The 16,082-nt window shown below is 61.9% G+C and carries 12 protein-coding genes; all 12 read right to left on the bottom strand.

Going from position 1 to position 16,082, the window contains the following annotated elements; translation table 11 throughout:
• Positions 1 to 175: 175 nt before the first annotated feature.
• Entirely contained in the window at positions 176 to 1,231 is a 1,056-nt protein-coding gene (locus BM300_RS00615) for a hypothetical protein (protein ID WP_092461635.1), read from the bottom strand.
• A gap of 32 nt (positions 1,232 to 1,263) precedes the next feature.
• Positions 1,264 to 3,072, bottom strand: a complete 1,809-nt coding sequence (locus tag BM300_RS00610) for a hypothetical protein (RefSeq protein WP_092461633.1) — start codon at positions 3,070 to 3,072, stop codon at positions 1,264 to 1,266.
• A gap of 3 nt (positions 3,073 to 3,075) precedes the next feature.
• Positions 3,076 to 4,380: a hypothetical protein gene (locus tag BM300_RS00605; RefSeq protein WP_092221883.1), complete on the bottom strand. Its 1,305-nt coding sequence runs from the start codon at positions 4,378 to 4,380 to the stop codon at positions 3,076 to 3,078.
• Positions 4,381 to 4,399: 19 nt separating this feature from the next.
• Entirely contained in the window at positions 4,400 to 5,323 is a 924-nt protein-coding gene (locus BM300_RS00600) for a hypothetical protein (RefSeq protein WP_092221885.1), read from the bottom strand.
• 62 nt (positions 5,324 to 5,385) lie between these two features.
• Entirely contained in the window at positions 5,386 to 7,764 is a 2,379-nt protein-coding gene (locus BM300_RS00595; protein ID WP_092461632.1) for a hypothetical protein, read from the bottom strand.
• A gap of 12 nt (positions 7,765 to 7,776) precedes the next feature.
• Positions 7,777 to 8,916 carry a hypothetical protein gene (locus tag BM300_RS00590; protein WP_092141870.1) on the bottom strand — a complete coding sequence of 380 codons (1,140 nt, stop codon included), beginning with the start codon at positions 8,914 to 8,916 and terminating at the stop codon, positions 7,777 to 7,779.
• A complete protein-coding gene (locus tag BM300_RS00585) occupies positions 8,886 to 10,340 on the bottom strand; it encodes an alkaline phosphatase family protein (RefSeq protein ID WP_092344817.1) in 1,455 nt (484 codons plus the stop codon). The genes BM300_RS00590 and BM300_RS00585 overlap by 31 nt, the downstream gene beginning before the upstream one ends.
• On the bottom strand, positions 10,330 to 11,559 hold the full coding sequence (gene eboE / locus BM300_RS00580; protein ID WP_092461630.1) for a metabolite traffic protein EboE: 1,230 nt from the start codon (positions 11,557 to 11,559) through the stop codon (positions 10,330 to 10,332). Before eboE ends, BM300_RS00585 begins: the two co-directional genes overlap by 11 nt.
• The gene (locus tag BM300_RS00575) at positions 11,556 to 12,440 is read right to left on the bottom strand and encodes a TatD family hydrolase (RefSeq protein WP_092461628.1); all 885 of its coding nucleotides are present in this window, start codon (positions 12,438 to 12,440) and stop codon (positions 11,556 to 11,558) included. Before BM300_RS00575 ends, eboE begins: the two co-directional genes overlap by 4 nt.
• A gap of 39 nt (positions 12,441 to 12,479) precedes the next feature.
• On the bottom strand, positions 12,480 to 13,253 hold the full coding sequence (locus BM300_RS00570; protein ID WP_092461626.1) for an EboA domain-containing protein: 774 nt from the start codon (positions 13,251 to 13,253) through the stop codon (positions 12,480 to 12,482).
• Complete coding sequence (locus BM300_RS00565) at positions 13,250 to 14,140, bottom strand: UbiA family prenyltransferase (protein WP_092141859.1); 891 nt, start codon at positions 14,138 to 14,140, stop codon at positions 13,250 to 13,252. Before BM300_RS00565 ends, BM300_RS00570 begins: the two co-directional genes overlap by 4 nt.
• Positions 14,137 to 16,011 carry a 3-dehydroquinate synthase gene (locus BM300_RS00560; protein ID WP_092461624.1) on the bottom strand — a complete coding sequence of 625 codons (1,875 nt, stop codon included), beginning with the start codon at positions 16,009 to 16,011 and terminating at the stop codon, positions 14,137 to 14,139. Before BM300_RS00560 ends, BM300_RS00565 begins: the two co-directional genes overlap by 4 nt.
• Between the last annotated feature and the right edge of the window lie 71 nt (positions 16,012 to 16,082).

Here is a 16,082-nt window from a genome sequence, read left to right as displayed (position 1 = left end):
TCAATGGTGTCGCCAGCCTTGGGCCTGCTGCGCAGCCCAGCGGGAGCAAGCTCCCTCGCCACAAAAGCGGCCCTGGCGCCTAATGCCGATCAGTTAAGCCTCAAACCCGTGTGATCCTTAACTGACTGGCATTAGGGTAAGCACCGCTTTTTTTGCCTTTGTCTTGAGTGCTTGTTCAGAGTTGTACCCGACGAAGCCTGCCGTTTAACGGCACCACGCTTCCATCTGGTGTAGGCAGTGGTCGCCCGAGCAGCCCCATGCCTTCGCTGACCAGTACCGCGTCCGGTAACAGGCACAGGTTGGAAGGGGTGTCCAGGTCGCGGGCGAGCACCGTGACCTGGGCGGTTTGCAAGTCGCAGCTCAGCAGCCGCCCACTGAACCGGGTAAAGCCGCCATGCAGGGGTTCGCCGTTCCAGTCGGGAAGCAGCGGTTGTTGCAGGCGCTCGCAGAGTTCCAGCACCAGCAGTTGGCCGTTGGGGCGCAGCGCCAATCCGGTGGGCAGTTGCAGGCCGTGAATCAGGATGTCGATCCTGGCGCTGCCCGGCCAGACCCGGATCACTTGGCCGGCCTTCTCGGCAAAGTCGATGCCCTTGCGGCTCGGGTCGCCGTGCAGTTCGCCCGAGAACAGGCTGATCAGCACGGCGTCTGTCGCCGGTTCGTACACCAGGGTCACGGGAACGGCTTCCTGGCCTTGATCCAGTTCGGGCAGCTGGGCCAGCACGCGCTCCTCTTGGCCTGTGATGAACTCCACCAACTGATTGGTATCGGGCTTGACGGCCAGCCAGCTGTGGCGGGTCGGGTGGTAGCACAGCGCATTCAGGTTGCCACGGCTATGGAACACCGGCTCGGGCGGTGTGAATTGCAGGTCCAGCAGTTTGGAACCGGCGACGTAATCGGTCTGGCTGACCAGGCAGCGTCCGTCACCGCAGGCGATGTCCGACACCCCCATGATTTCATCACGCAGCATGCGCGCCTGCATGTTCATGGCGCGAAAGCCATGCGCCAATGTTTCGCGGGGCAGGTAGGTGCCGGGCCGCTGCGGATCCGGTCGCAGTCGACTGATACGGCCGCTGAAGAGTTGGTCGGGCAACCCCGAGCCTGCTTCGGTCAGCAGCAGGCTGCCATCGGCTTGCAGGCAGAGGCCGCGAGGGTTCAGCAGGTCCTCGGCGACCAGGGTGCTGGGGCGCAGGTTCTCCCCGGGGAGCGAGGGGATCTGAAGGGGAACGGGCATAGGCTCTCTCCGTGATTGAGCAGGGGATACGGTCATTGCGGCGGCTGCCACGGTTCACCGGTGAGATAGGCCCGCAGCAACGCCCGTTGGCAGGGCGACATCGAGCGCACCACGGGCATGAACAGCGTGGTGCCTTTGTAGGCGTCCGAGGTGCGGGCGAGGATAGGGTTCTTGGCGCCCATGACGGCGTCGGGCTGATTCAGCGGGATATAGCGCGACATGGCGGGGAACGCCAGGTAGTGAAAACGCAGCACGTTGGGGTACATCAGCGGCCAGGTGATGGTGGTGCCCTGGGGAATGCCGAAGTCGGTCTGGGCGTATTTGCGAAAGTTGGTGAAGTAGGCACTGCTGTCGAGGCCATTGGCCGTGCAGGTCAGGGCGACGAAACCCGCTTGAGCGGCGCTGCCCGGCTTGAGGGTGACCGGGAAACTGACGGAAAGCTGGCCACTGTCGACGGTCAACGAATCAGGGAAGTCGAGGAAGTCCCAGTATTGCGGTTGATCATAGACCGCGGGGGCCGCCGCCTGCAGGCCAATTTCGGTAGTGCTGGGGACCGCTCCGCCCAGGTACCTGACCTGAAGGGTGATCGACAGGCCGTTGGGGTAGTCCTCCAGGTAGACGTTGCGTTGGTCGGCATAGATCCGATAGGTCGACTCGGTGGCCTGCAATGTGGTACCGGCGACCTTGCCCGGTGCGTTGATCGCCAAGGCAGAGGTCCGTACTGCCTGTAGCTGGTCGGCGGTCAGGGGCAGGTCGACGATGCCGCCATACACGTAGTAATCGAACAAAAAGCGGCTGGTCGGCTCCAGGGTCGTCAGGGTGGTGGAGCCGGCGCTGATGGTCACGGTCCCGTAATTGGCGTTGGGGCCGATCGGGCTGGTGATATCGTCCCTGACGGCCCGGAAGGTTTCCTTCGGAATGACGTTCACCATGTCGATGCTCAGGTAACCGGTGTTGTCCAGGTCGGCATAGCCGGCATTGCCGGTACTCTGGTTGACCAGTTGCCGGCCCGGCTGGCAGTTCAGCGGCTCGTCGGCAAAGGCCGGGGCCAGTGTGCCGATGACCCGGCCGATGCTCGGGTTGGGCGTGTACCGGCCGGCGGCATAGTCGGCGTCCAGTTGTTCGGTGGTCATCGTGGGGCACATTTCGAACATGACGAAACGCAGGACGATGCCCGTCGCTCCCGGTGCCTGAATGATCGAGCGCAGGCCGCTGCTGTTCTGGTTCCAACTGACAATGCTGCTCAAGGGGAAGGTCAGTTGAAATGTACCGCTGGCGTGGAAAGAGCCCGGCGCATCCATTTTCGCCGGCAGCAGCACACGTCCCGCCACGTCGAAACTGCTGCACACGGTGTCGCTGCGGATCAGCAATTGGATGTTGTCGTTGCCACCGATTTGCAGGCCACCGACGAAGATTTGGGTGGTCGTCGAGGAGGTGGGGTCCAGGTCCACCATCATCGGTCCGGAAACGGGCCCCTGGCCGGTCACCGGGTCCACCGAACCGAGCAGGTAGACGGGCTGGCCCACCAGGTCGCCGGTGGTGTTGATGCTGCCGGGGATGCCCTGGGAGCTGATCAGGGCGTTCTGCATGTCGACGACATGCTGCCCATAGTGATTCCAGCCCCCGGCGGTGTAGTAGTTGCCGGTGGGGGCATTGATCATGTTGTTCAACTGGTCGTCGGTGTAGGACTCGGCGCTCGGTGCCAGGGTCGAAGTGGTCAGGTCGAAGAGCGGCCAGTCGTCGTTGCCACCGTAGGGAATGGTCGGGGAGTTGTTCGGCAGGCTGACGTCCGTGCGGATGCCGCCCCAGAAATTCAGCCGTGGTCCGTTCAGGATGCTCATGATTTATTCCTCGTCCTTGATGGTTTTGCCGACAGGCGAATTGGCGAATTTGAACAGGTAGGAGTAGTCGGATTTGTAGGGGCTCTTGACCGGAGTCGCCATGGAGTGGCAATTCATGCAGCTGCTGTTGGGCTGGATGTAGCTTTCCATGGTCACGTTGGCCGAAAGGGCGGGGGTCGGCTGGCCCAGTGGATTACTGGGGTTGTCCGGCATCAGCGGGCGCTGGGTGGTGATGAGTTGGTAGTACTTCAGCACGCTGCGTTGCAGGTCCGGGTCGCTGCGGTAACGGGCGTTGACCTCGTTGGTGATCTCGGCGATCGGGGTGTACCGGTTCAACGGGTTCGGGGTCTGGAAGGTGGTGCCAGGCTTGGGCACGCAGACCAGGTGCGCGCCCTGGGTCTGCCAGTCGCAGGGTGACTGGTTGAGCGTGGCTGCCGGGGCGTTGGCGTTGAAGTAGGAATAGGCCGTGCCGGAGGCCGGCTGGTCGACCCATACACCGTTCACCAGCGTTTTGGGCGGAACGTTGTCGATCTGCTCGAAGGTCGACCAGATCCACTGCGGATAGCCGTTCACCTTGGTGATGACGTGCAGCCCCACCAGGCCCAGATAGGCCTCGGTGACGCCGGTGCGCTGGCCTTGGTCGTCGAACGTGGCCACGCGCGCAAGCATGGTCAGGTAGCGGCTGGCATTGTCATTGGGGGTGAGGATGCGCCAGCTCGATTTGACCTCGATGACCCCATAGGGAAAGTTGATGTTGTTGGCTTTGGAAACCACATCGGCGTTATAGAACTGGTTGGCGACGATGTAGTTGTAGGAGGTCTCGTTGGCCGAGATGTCGTAGTAGGTCGGGTTGCCGGCCTGGTCGATCAGCCAGCCGCCGACGGCCTGGTCGACGGCATTCACCTGGGAGCTGTTCTTCAGCGCGGCGATGTTGATGATGCCCAGGCTCTTGGCAAGCTGCGGGGTGTTCCAGGGGCCTGGATCGGCCCCCCGTGGCAGGAAGGTTTCTTCCACGGTCTTGTAGGTCTGCCAGACGGTGTAGCCAGGATCTCCCGGTTGTTTGCTGCAGTCGGGATCACCGCGCTGCCCCGCCTGGGCGGGCCAGTTCACGGCGATGAACAACTGCCAGCTGTATTGATCGAACAGGTCCTGGCTGGCGTTGGCCGCCGGCGCCGTGCTGGGGGGCTGGCAATTCAGGTTCGAGGCCTGCGTCCGTGGCATGGCTTGTTCCTGGGATTGTTCCAGGGCCAGGGCCGGAAGACTGGCCAGACCCAGTAGCACCAGGGTGAAACGGAATGAAGTGTTCATGGCGATCCTTCGTCATTGGTCAGGGTTTGCGCTGCATGAGCTTGTTCCACTGCGCCTTTTGCCCGTTGCTCTGTGAAACCGGTGGCTCGAACAACTGGCAGGGCGGTGGGTTCGCCGGGCACATCGCAGCCACCTGCGCCCAGGTCTGGGCAGGGTCCGGTCTGGCGATGCGGAAGTTGGTGTAGTTCTGGCTGACGATGGGGGCATTGGCGACACTGCTGTCACCGGAGAAAAAGAACGATTGGGGCTGCCGGTAGGGCGGTTGCCCCGACATTTTTTTGTAGAAGGCATAACCGAACAGGATCGGACCTTGCGGCGAATCCAGGTCCAGGGCGTAGGCCTGCACGCTGCCATCCAGGTTTTTGCTGCGCGCGGCGCTGTAGGGCAGGTGCTGGATGAAGTCTTGCCGCGGTGGATGATTCATCGGCGAGAACATGCAGCAGGCCGGCATGTCCTTGGGGCGATCCTGCGGGTAGGTCAGGAAGTATGCCTTGTTGCCCAGGGACACGAAGGAGCAGGTGTAGTTGTTGTTCTTGATCGGAAAGATCGGCAGGCAGTACTTCTCATAGTGCTCCATCATCGCCCCGAAGCCGTCGCCATCGGCCGGGATATAGGCCGTGTCGTAATAGCTGGTCCCGCGAGAGACGGTGTAGTCCGCCGGGGTCAGGGTGGAAGGGGGATTGCTGTAGGGCGGCGGGTTTTTTTCGTAGTTGTGCATCACCCGGTACATGGTCCAATCGCTGATCCAGAACGCCGGGAAAAACGGATCGGAAGGGTCGCCCGGGGCACGTTTGGCGATGCAGTTGCCGTTCTGTTCGTTGCAGCCCTCGGTGTTGTGCACGCCCATGGTGAAGTAGACGGCACCGCTGTCCTGTTGGGCAAAAAGCCCCGGACTGAACAACAGGATCAGTAACAACAGTCGGCTCAAAATGCAGGCTTTCATATCGACACTCCTGTGCAGTGCCGGGCGGCGGGCTCGCCACCCGGTGATCCTGGGTGAAATCGTCAAAGGCCGTTGTAGTCACTCATGCTGAGTTTCTTGGGCGGATAGTTGAACTTCACCAGGCGCTTGGCCCACAGCTCCAGGACGGCGCGGCGGCTTTGGGACATGTCCCGGGTGATGGGCATCGCAAGGGTGCTCTGGTCCTGGTAATCCTTGCTGATCAGCAAGATCAATTGGTCGATTGCGCCCTCCACGCGCGTCCGGGAATTGAGCGGCATGAACTTGTTCATGATGGGGTACAGGTAATAGAAGGTCTGCAGGATCCTTGGATAAATGAACTTGTCCCACAGCAGCTCTGGAGCGTTTGTTTTCTCGTAGATGGCGTTCCAGGTGTCGATGAAGTCCTGTTGCAACTGCATGTCCAGTGGCAGCACCCGTATCGGTGCGAGGAAGTCGACGTAGGCCTGGGTGATCGGGAAGCTGAACGGAATGGCCGGTTTTTTGCCGTTCTCCTGCACGAAGAAGCGCAAGGTAGGGAAGCCTGGCGCCACTGCCCGGCAGCTTATCTGGGCGATGCCTTGGGCGTTGGTGGTGATGACGGCGTAGGAGTAATTGACGCTGCTGGCCTTCTTGTCCTCCAGTGTACCGGTGCCATTGAGGCCTTTGTCGAAGACCAGGCAGGGGCGCAGGTCGACGGCGACCGGCGTACCGGACGATCTGAGGAAGTCTTGGTACCCGATCGGGTTGCCCACGGGTTCGGGCACGTCCTGCAGTTCGGTCAGCCGGCGACCGCTGCCGGTGCTGCGATAGAGGGAGACCTTGGGGGCGTCGATGAACTGCGGCAGATTGGCTGTATTGTTGATACGGGCCGACGGGTTGTCGTAGAACAGCGTGAAATCGGCCGCATTACCGAAAGCCAGGTAGTAATTGCTGCTGGTCACCATGTAGGGGTTGCCGTACTCCGCGACATACAACGTGGTGTTGGCGGCCGGCTGACCATTTTTCTGCACCATGATGCTCAGCGTCTTGCGGTCACCGACATCGATGAAGCTGCCGCTCTCGATGACTTCGGCGGTCCACGGTTGCTGGCCGGCGGCGATCTTCGGAGGGGTGGCCGGGAGGCGCTGTTGCAGCAGCAGAGGACCGGACTGCAGCAGTGCCTTGGCTTCGGGGTTGAGCGTGAGATCGAGGATGCCTGAGCGTAGCTCGAAAGCCGATTGCTGGTATTTATCGAAGCCGAAGCCGATCCCCGCCATGAACCGTCCCTTCTGGCGCACGCCCAACAGGTAGTCTCCGGCGTTGAATTTCTCAGGGACCAGGATGTCGGCTGCGGGGTCCACGGGATAACACGGGAACGTGTTGCTCAGGTCCAGCGATAGGGTATTACCGTTGATCTGCGCCGAGATCACCCCTAATGGGACACTTTTCTTATCGTGGCCCGGTTGAACGACCGAGACTGGCTGGGTGGGTACCAGGCGCACCCCGGCGGGAGCGGTGGGGTATTCGTTGGCGAGCCACAGACCCAGCACCGCCGAGGTGCGGCTGTAGGCGGGGTTGAAGAAAATCTGGTTGACGTTGTTCAAGCCTTCCCTGTACAGATCACGCACTTTCGCCATGATGTCCGGGTGGTTGGAACGGGTGTTGGGGCGCTGCGTGTAATCGTTGAATACACCGTTCTTGTCGTAGCAGGTCAGGTAGGTTGAAAATCGGAACATGAGGCCCTGAGCCCCTTGCTGCGTCATCTGCTGCTGGAGGTTGGCCAGAAGACGCGAGTTGCCAATCGCCCATTCCAGGTTCTCCTTGGGAAAGCAGGTCTGCCAGGTGGTGCTGATGTTCACCAGGCTACCCAGGGCTCCCCAATTGAAGTTCAGGAAACGGTCCATCATCCGATACTTGCGGTTGAGGGTCAGGCCGCAGGACGTATCCCCCAGCACCAGTTTGTCGAAATACAATGCCGTGAACGTGTTCTGCCATGGGCTGATGTCCACGAAGCGCGCCGGGGTCGGGGCGGAACTGCCCAGAGGGCTGCCGAGTAAGTGGTATTGCGCGCCGATCAGCGAATCCTGAGCGATGTAGGTATTGGCCTGCAGCTCGCCACCGATGACGGTCGAGGTGGTTTTCCCGTAGTTCACCAGACCGCAACCGTTGTCACCGAACAGGTCCCATTCGGCGGGCATGTACGGGTCATGCTTCGGATTGATATTGCCTGGCACTTGTTGCACATAGGTCGGCATGCCGGCCATGTACTGCGTCGAGAGAGCCCATGGCATCAGCCTGTCGGGGGCATTGTGGGGGGTGATGCCGAAGTGCTTCACGAACGGCCAGTTGATGTCCATGTTGACCGCGTCGTACAGCGGGAACATGTCATTGTTGTTGGCCGTCGGCGGGTTCCAGAACATCTCGCCGTTGAGGTAGATGCGGGGGAAATTCAATATGCTCATGTCGTGCTCTCCTTAGCGTTGCCACTGGGCGTGTTTCAGCGACCAGACAAAATCCAGTTTTTTGTAGCCGACGAAGGCCTTTTCCGGCAGCGGCGTAGTCGGGTAGGTGAGACCGCCTGAGGTCGGGATGGCGAAACTGAACCAACCGTTGCTCTTCGAGTAGGCGGCGGTGCCGTGGCAGGCCAGGCAGGACGATGTGTCCTGGAATGCCGACTCCAACTGTGAGTTCGCCAGGACCTGGGTAATGGGCTGGTATTCCACGCCGATCAACTGGTACTTCGACAGCGTCGGGTTATTGGCCTGGAACTGGGCGTTGACCGGTATGGCACCCGCTGTCGGCCCGGTGCTGTTTGTCATCGGCGTAGGCGGGTAGTCCTTGTTCACGGTGTATTTGGGGTTGTTGAGGTTTTCGAAGGTGGTCCAGACCCAGTCGGGGTTCAGTTTGTTGACCACATGCAAACCGCTCAACGCCGCATAGCCGACCTTGTACCCGGTGCCCACGGCGTAGTAGGCCTGGGCCACGTAGTAGCCATCCTTTTCCAACTGCTTCTTGTAGTTCGCGTCCGTGCCGATCCATAGCCAGGCGGCTTTCAACTCCCAGGCCGTGGCCGGAAAGTTCAGGTTGCTCGTCAGGGCCTCTTGACCATCCACGTTGTAGACATTGGTTTTTACGATGTAGTCGTAGGTGTCCTGGCCCATCAGCAGTTGAAAGCGCACGACGTGACCTTGTTGTGTGGCAGGCACGGCGGCACCGCCCATGGCCAGGCTCAGGCCGTCGACCTGCTGTACGGCGTTGATGTTGTGCAGGAGACGGTTCGGGTCCAGCCCCAGGGCTTTGGCTTGCCTGAGCACCTCGCCCGGTGGCTTCATGCGGCTGTCATACGAACCGGGGTTGGCGCCATTGGCCAGATAGACCTGATCGGAAGGCTTGAACAGCTCCCACTGACGGTTGTAACCCTTGGCGTCGGACTGGTTCAAACAGACGAACCAGTTCCAGGCCATGGTCTCGGGACTATTGTTGAACGCGGTCCGGGTCTGGTCGGCGTTGTATCCAAATTGCAGGAAGTTACCGCAATTGAAGTTGGTGGCGTTCTCGGCCTGGGCCAAACCGGCCAGGGCACTTAGAACAGTGATGGAAATGGCTCGCCGCATGGAAGCTCCTTGGCATTCGCCGTATCGGCATGAGGGTGCCCCCGGAAGTGTTCCAGGAGCAGTTGCTTCACCGCCGTGGCCGCAAGGTGCTGCGGCAGCGACAGATCACAATTGGTGATGAGCAGCGGGCCGGTCTTCTCGCTCGTGGGCAGCCGTCCGTGGCTGCCGCGGACCAGGCGGGTGTCCAGCGGAATCAGGTCCATGTAGTAGCGAAAGCCGAGCTTTTTCTGGAGCAGGCGGCGCGCCACTTTCAATGTCGGGAAGCGAATGGCCGGGTCGATGAACAGCTCGAGCGGGTCATAGCCTGGCTTGCGATGGATGTCCACGGTGCGGGCAAAGTCGGGAGCCTTGCGCTCGTCGAACCAGTAGTAATAATCGAACCAGTAACCGGGCGCGGCCACGGCCACCAGTTCGCCGCTGCGGGGATGATCCAGTTGCCAGGCCTGTTGTTCGGTTTTATCCAGCACCTGCTCGATGCCGGCCTGGCGTTGCAACAGCGCTTTGACGCGGGGGATGTCGCGCGCCTGCTTCACGTAGATGTGCGCGACCTGATGATCGGCCACGGCAAACGCTGCACTGGCACCGGGATCGAGCAACTCCCAGGTCAGCGATTGGCGGACCTGCAACAAGCCCTCGGCACGTAACAACCGGTTGATGGAAACGGATTGGGTGACGGCTTCGATCCCGTATTCGGACAGCAGCATCACTGCCGCGCCTTGTGCTTGGGCAAAGTCCAGCAGACGCCCGACTTCACCGTCGATGGCCCTTACCTCGTCGGCAATCGACGGGTGATCGGGCCCCAGGCGTTGCAGGCTGTAGTCGAGGTGGGGCAGGTAGATCAATTGCAGGTCGGGGCGGTTGAGCTGGAATTCGGCGATGGCGCAGTCGACGATCCAGCGGCTCGACGCGATGCCGGCCGCCGGTCCCCAGAAACTCGGAAAGGGAAACTCGCCGATCTGCTGTTCGATACGCTCATGCAACGAGGCCGGCGCCGAATACAGGCCGAACAGCTTGCGACCATCGGCCGGGTAGTGGGGCCGAGGGGTAATGGCGGCGTCCACGTCGGCATACATGTTGTACCACCAGAACAACTGGCTGCAGCGAAACCCGGGGTACTGGCGCTTGAGTGTCTGCCAGACCTTTTCCCCCTGGATCAGAGCATTGGGTTGCAGCCAGAAACGCACTTCGGCCTGATCGCGAAAATACCAGCCGTTGCCGACGATGCCGTGTTCCGACGGTGGTTGTCCGGTGAGGATCGAGGCCTGCACGGTCGAGGTGACCGCCGGGAACACTGGCTGCAGCGTGGCCATCTTGGCCGTTTTCAACAGGGCATTGATGCAGGGCGTCGCGGCACCCAACAGCGCGGGCGTCAGGCCGACCACGTTGATCAGCAGCAGCGGCTGGCGCGCAGGATCAGAGCGCATGGGCGTGGGCCTCCAGTGCCTGAGGTTCCAGCAAGCGGCGCTGTTGCAATTGATCCTCGACCCAATGCAACTCCGCCGCGATGCCCTGGAGTTGGGCATGCTCGGTCGTGGGCCGCAATTGGCTGGGCAGGACGCCCCAGCTGTAGGTTTCCACTTCCAGTACGGGGCGAAAATCCCCATGGTCGGCCAAAAAGTTGAAAGTCTGCGACAGGGCAAGCTGGCTGCCGCTGAGTTCGGGCAGCAGCAACTGCTCGCTGAACAGCGGAATGTGAAAGTGAATCCTCAGTTCGGGATGAGAGGCGCGGTTCTGCTCACAATCGTCCAGGGCCGCGGGGAGGTCGGCCCAGGCCGATAGCCGATCGTGCCCATCGCGAGCCTTCACTTGATGCAGGTAGGTGGGCTCGGCAAAACCGCTCAATGTCTTGAGCACCTGTTCGCGCCGGTGCTCGTCCTCAGGCAGGCGACAAATCAGTGCATTGGATAACTGGATCTTGCCGATGGGGACCCGGGCCCGACGCAATCGGTCCAGTGATTGATAGCAGTCTTCGAACATCACGGCCTGGTGGCAAACGTCAAAGCACAGCGCCAGGTGTTCATGGTGCGGGTCCGTGGCTTGCCAGTGGCGGAAGAAGGTGATGGCCTGGTCGGTGTTTTCCAGCACGCAATCGGGCTCCATCTCCAGGCAGACCACGATCTTCTTGCCCGTCTCCCGTTGCAGCCGGGCCAGCCCGGCAGTGAGCTCGCGCAGTTGCTGCTCGGCACGTTGTTGTAGCGTCGGGCTCCAGTGGGCGGCATAGCCCAGGGGCAGGCTGGAGATCACTCCCTGGGCACAGGCCGCTGGCAGGGCCTGGGCGAGAAATCGAGCCAGGTCCAGGCTGTACGCCAGCCGCTGCGGATCGGCCCAGCTGGGCAGGTAGACGTCGGCTTTCACCGCGCCCTGGTGAAATTGGCCGTAGGGAAACCCATTGAGTGAGGTCAGGCGTAGTCCGCTGCGTTGCAGCAGGTCGAGGAAATCCGCACGGGTCGACGCTTGTTGGAGTTCGGCGGCGGCGAGGGCGCTGATCCACAATCCACTGTCCTGCGTATCGAGCCCGCGCAGTGTGCGTACGGTCTGGAAATGCCGTTCGACGCAAGCGCGTAGCCCGCCCAGGTCATGGGTCGGGTGAACGTTGCTGCAATAGCCGATCTGCGTGGCCGTCCAACCCGTGCGGGCGCTCATTTGATCACCGGTTCCTGGCCCCGCAGGGCGGAGTTGTCCTGCCATTGCCGCCGCTGATCGATGGGCAGGGGCGTGCTGACCAGGGCTTTGTCCAACTGGCCGCTCAGGGCGAAAAAGTCCACCGGGTTGTGGAACAGCACTTGTTCGACCTGGGCTTCACTGAAGCCTGCGGCTAACATTGCCTGGCCGGTCTTGGGCACCTTGAGCGGGTCGCTGATGCCCCAGTCGGCGGCGCTGTTGACCACCATTTTCTCCGTGCCGTACTGCTGCAGCAGCGCGACCATGCGTTGTTCCGACATCTTGGTGTTGGGGTAGATGGAGTGGCCGCGCCAGCAGTCACTGTCCAGCACCAGGGGCAGGGTCAGTTCGTTGAGGTGGTCAATGATCACCAGATGTTCGGCAATGCCGACCTCGCGAATGACGGCGAGCGTGCGTTTGGTGCCACCAATCTTGTCGCGGTGCGGCGTGTGCACCAGCACCGGCAGATTGAATTGCTTGGCCAGCTCCAATTGCGCGGCGAGGAAGCGATCTTCTTCCGGGGTAATGTCGTCGTAGCCGATTTCACCCACCGCCACCACGCCGTCTTTCACCAGGTAGCGCGGGAGAATCTCCAGCACCTCATTGGCCACCGACAGGTCATTGGCCTCCTTGGGATTCAGGCCAATGGTGCAGAAGTGATGGATACCAAACATGCTGGCGCGAAAACGCTCCCAGCCCAACAGTGTGTCGAAGTAGTCGATGAAGCTGCCGACGCTGGTCCTGGCCTGGCCCTGCCAGAAGGCCGGCTCGATTACCCCGGTGATGCCGGCGGCCGCCATGTTCTGGTAATCGTCGGTGGTGCGGCTGACCATGTGGATATGCGGGTCAAAGTACTTGGGCATGGTGAATCCTCGTCAAAAAAAGCGGGGGGCGGTGGGGCATCAGTTCGGCGAAACGCCGTCCAGGTGCTCGTGCCATTGCGTCGGCAAGCGTTGTTGCTGGCCCAGGCCGGCCAGGCGCTGACGTTGCGCCGGGCTCAGCAGGTCGAAGGCAATGACGTGGGGCAGCCCGGCGGACACCGTTCGTTCGGCGGCGAGTTGTTCGTCCAGCAGGTCGAGGGCCAACTGGTTGAGGGTGACGCTTTGTCGTTGCGCCAGGCCGATCAGGCGTCGTACGTCGAGGCCCATGCCCAGCGCTTTCAGCACCAATTGGTTGAAGGCTTGTTCGTTGTAGTGACGCGATGGGTAGGCGGTGTCCAGGGCGAGGGCGGCGAACACCTGGCTGTTGCTGGTGCGCCCGGCCTGGCGTGCAAGCTCCACGCACGCTCCGCGACTATCGAGCCAATCGAGGGCTTTCAAGGTGGCGACCTTTTCCTGGTCGTCGCCCCACAGGAACAATTGGTGCAGCAGGGGGACTTGCCCGGCGGCGGGCTGCTGTTCCAGCACCTGGGCCAGCAGCAACGCCCGCGCCAGCTGGACGTTGCTCCAGCCATCGCCACCGGGTTGCGCACGCTCCTTGAGGTTGCGCTTGCATTGGCTGCTCATGAGCGCCGCGGTGTTGGCGTCCGGGCTTAGGGCAAGCTGTTCCTCTGCCTGATGCCACCATCGCCGTTCGCTTTCATCGAGATGGCGGATGAAAGGCTGGCGTTGTTCGTTCAGGCAATCGTGGCGCATGTCGAGGGCCGCCGATGCCGCTGCAGTAACGTCCGTGTTCATGTTGGTTTGATCCAGCGCTGGAAATGGGGAAGCAGGAAAAACACCACGACACATAACAGGCTGCCCAAGGGCTGGTTAGCCACGGCCAGCACCAGGGCATCGAACAGCGGCAGGGCTGCCAGGCCAGCGCCGATAAAGGCGCGGACCTGTCGTTGCCGAGGGTTGGCCAGGTTGTGCCAGTAATGCCAGCCCAACCAGCCAAGCCATAACAGCAGCACCGGCCAAAACCAGGCGCTGCCTGCATAGACTGCCAAGGCCAGTGGGCTCAGCATCAGCAGCAGGGGGAGGCGGCTGATCAATTGGTTGCGGTGTTCCTGGCGAGCCAAGTAGGTCAGGCCGCTGATGTAGACACCGAGCAAAATGGCGCAGAGCCAGATCGGCCCCGCCGGCATCGCCAGGCTGGCCGCCGCGGTGAGGTAGAGCGCCGAGCGGCAGGCCCCCATCAGCCAGACGCTGTGGGCGTATCTCTTGTGCAGCAGGTTGTAACCGAGAATGCAGCCCACCAACAGCGTCGCGCTGCCCAGCAGCCAGTGCGGCTGCTCGATGAACTGGCTCAGGCCCAGCAGCGAGGCGGCAGCCAGCACCAGCAACAACGCAGTGGCCAGCCGCACGTGCTGGCGGCTCACCAGGCCCAGGGTTATGGGACGGGGGTTGTGGTGTTGTTGGTCCCAGTCGGCGTCCAACAGGTCGTTCAACAGCATGCCGGCGAGGTACAGCAGCGACAGTGCCACCAGCAGCAGGATCCACACCAGGGAAGACGGCGGTGCCAGGGCCCCGGCGCTGCTGGCGAGCAGGGCGGCGGCCAAGGTGTTGGTCCACACCGTGGGCAGGTTGGAGACACGGCCGAGGGTCAGCCAGGTCTTGAGGTTCGGCGCCGTCTGGTTCATTGCGCACAGCGCTCGTTCAGGATCGGCGCAAGCTCGACCTGGGTGGACAGCCGCTGCAATGCCTGCTCCATTCGCGCGGTATCGATTTCATGCAAGTCCACCGACTCGCCGATCCGGCTCAACATGGGGATGGAGAGTTGCCCGCCCAGATGCTGGCGGAACTCCTCCAATCCCAGCAAGACCTGCGAGCGCCCCAGTGCATCTTTCAAGGTCAGTTCTGGCGGGTTCAGGCAGAAGCCGAGCTTGAGCAGCAGGTTCAGCACCCGTTCGGTGTCGCCGTCGCTCAACAATCCCAGGGCATTGGCATAAAGCCCATCCAGGGCCATGCCCACCGCGACGGCTTCACCATGGCGCAGTCGGTGCTTACTGAGATTTTCCAGTTTGTGAGCGGCCCAGTGTCCGTAGTCCAAGGGCCGTCCGTTACCGCGTTCGAAGGGGTCGCCGGCACCGGTGATGTGCGCCAGGTGCAACTCGGCGCAGCGGCGGATCGCATAGCGGCTGGCCCCATGTTCGAAGTGGGCGAGGGCGTCGGCCTGTTGCTCCATCCACTGGAAAAACGCCGGGTCCTTGATCAGCGCCACCTTGACCGCCTCGGCCAGGCCTGCGATCTGGTCGCGCCGGGTCAGGCTGGTCAGCAATTGAAAGTCGTTGATGACTGCGGTGGCGGGATAGAAGGCACCCAGCAAGTTCTTCTGGCCGAAGGCGTTGATGCCGTTTTTCACACCGATGCCGGCGTCGTTCTGGGCGAGCACGGTGCTGGGGATGCGAATCAGGCGAATGCCACGGTGGAAGGTGGCGCAGGCGTAGCCCACCGCATCCAGCACCGCGCCGCCACCGAGGGCCAGCACATGGCAATGCCGGTCCAAGCCATGTTTCAGCATGTCGGTGTACAGCCGCTGCAACACCTGTGAATCCTTGCTCGACTCGCCGGCCGGGACCGCAATCGGCGGCGCCTGCAGGTGCAGGTCTGGAAAGTGGCTGGCGAAGTAGGCGTTGATCTGTTCCTGCAGGTGCGGGGCGCTGTGCAGCAGTTGTTCATCGGCGAATATCAACACCGTGACCGGGCCCCTGTGGCCGGCCATGAGCTGGCGGTGCAGGCAGGGATTGAGCGGATCGAATACATGATCGGTGAACACCACCGGGTAGTCGTAGCTGACCTTGAAGCGCCCGTGCAACGGTTGCTCCGCGTCGTGCCGGCGAAGGCTCTTGAACAGGCTGTACCCGGCGATGAACAGCCCGGGCAATACCATGCTGGCGAGCAAGGTCACCAACAGCGCGTTCTGCTCGACGAGAAAGGTGCCAATGGCGCTGTAGGCCAGCGCGAGGCCGGCGTTGGCCAGGGTGGTGACCAGGATGAAGGCGCGCAGAGGGTAGCCTTGCATACCGGCGGCGACGACTGAAGTTTCCGCCAATACCGGGACCCCGCGCAGGCAGATCAACGACAGTGTGCCCAACCGGTACGCCAGTTGCCCCGGCTGGCGCTGATGCAGGCCCAGGCGGCCGGACAACAAACGCAAATAGCCGGCTCCCAGGGCATAGCCCAACCCGGCGCCCAGGCACAGCCCCACGAAAATCGCCAGGTAACCCCCCACGCTGCCGAGCATGGCCACGGCCAGCAGCGCAACCATGCTCGACGGCACCGGCAGCACCACGTCCAGCGCCAGCAGGGCGATCAGCAGCAACGCCAGGTAGAGTTTCTGCGCGGGCGTCGAGGGCTGGTACAGCTCGAGATGGGTCAGGAAATCCTGGATCTGTTGTTCGAACAGCAAGAAGCTGGCGATCACCAGGGCGGAAAAGCAAACCAGCGACAGCCAGAAATGTCCGGCTGCGCCTTTTTGCGAGAGCAAACGATACCCACGGCCATGCTTCATCAAGCATCCCTCTTGTTGTTATTGACTGATTCCGTGTCAGTAATTGAAAGCAACGCCAAGTGTGTGTTTTA

Origin of the sequence: Pseudomonas sp. NFACC46-3, assembly GCF_900114515.1 — a bacterium.
GTDB classification, from domain to species: Bacteria; Pseudomonadota; Gammaproteobacteria; order Pseudomonadales; family Pseudomonadaceae; genus Aquipseudomonas; species Aquipseudomonas fluorescens_Q.
Note: the sequence above shows the minus strand (reverse complement) of the source record. Positions and strands in the feature narration are given on the sequence as shown.